Genomic DNA, 643 nt, shown 5'->3' on the forward strand with positions numbered 1-643 from the left:
TGAATGCCTGCGTCGACAATGTTCTGCGTATCTGGAACGAAACCAAAGAGGATAATCTGACGCAGCTGATTTTCTGCGATATGTCCACGCCCAAGGGAGACGGCTCGTTCAATGTCTACGATGATATTCGCACAAAGCTGCTTGCCGCCGGGGTGCCGGAATCGGAGGTCGAGTTCATCCACAACGCTGATACTGAAGGTAAGAAAGCGGATTTGTTCTCCAAAGTCCGCAGCGGCAAGGTGCGTGTCCTGCTGGGCAGCACTGCAAAGATGGGCGCAGGCACCAATGTCCAGACCCTGCTGGTGGCCGTGCATCATCTGGATGTAGGCTGGCGACCGTCCGATATGACCCAACGCAACGGCCGAATCATCCGTCAGGGCAACAAAAACAAACAAGTTTACGTCTATAATTACGTCACGGAGGGGACATTCGACGCCTACCTCTGGCAAACGCTGGAAAACAAGCAGAAGTTTATTTCGCAGATCATGACGAGCAAATCTCCGATGCGCTCCTGTGATGATGTGGATGAGCAGGCTCTTTCGTATGCCGAGGTCAAGGCCCTATGCGCAGGCGACCCGCGCATCCGGGAAAAGATGGATCTGGATGTGCAGGTAGCAAAGCTCAAGGTGCTGCGCTCGGATTA

Annotated in this window: 1 protein-coding gene; it reads left to right on the forward strand. The window is 53.8% G+C overall.

Annotated elements, in window-relative coordinates:
- Positions 1-643, forward strand: a 643-nt coding sequence (locus tag P0G09_RS15435; protein ID WP_275253084.1) for a helicase C-terminal domain-containing protein, incomplete at both ends; no start/stop codon positions are given.

This window comes from Faecalibacterium sp. DFI.5.82 (assembly GCF_029076575.1).
In the GTDB taxonomy this organism is placed as follows: domain Bacteria; phylum Bacillota; class Clostridia; order Oscillospirales; family Ruminococcaceae; genus Faecalibacterium; species Faecalibacterium duncaniae.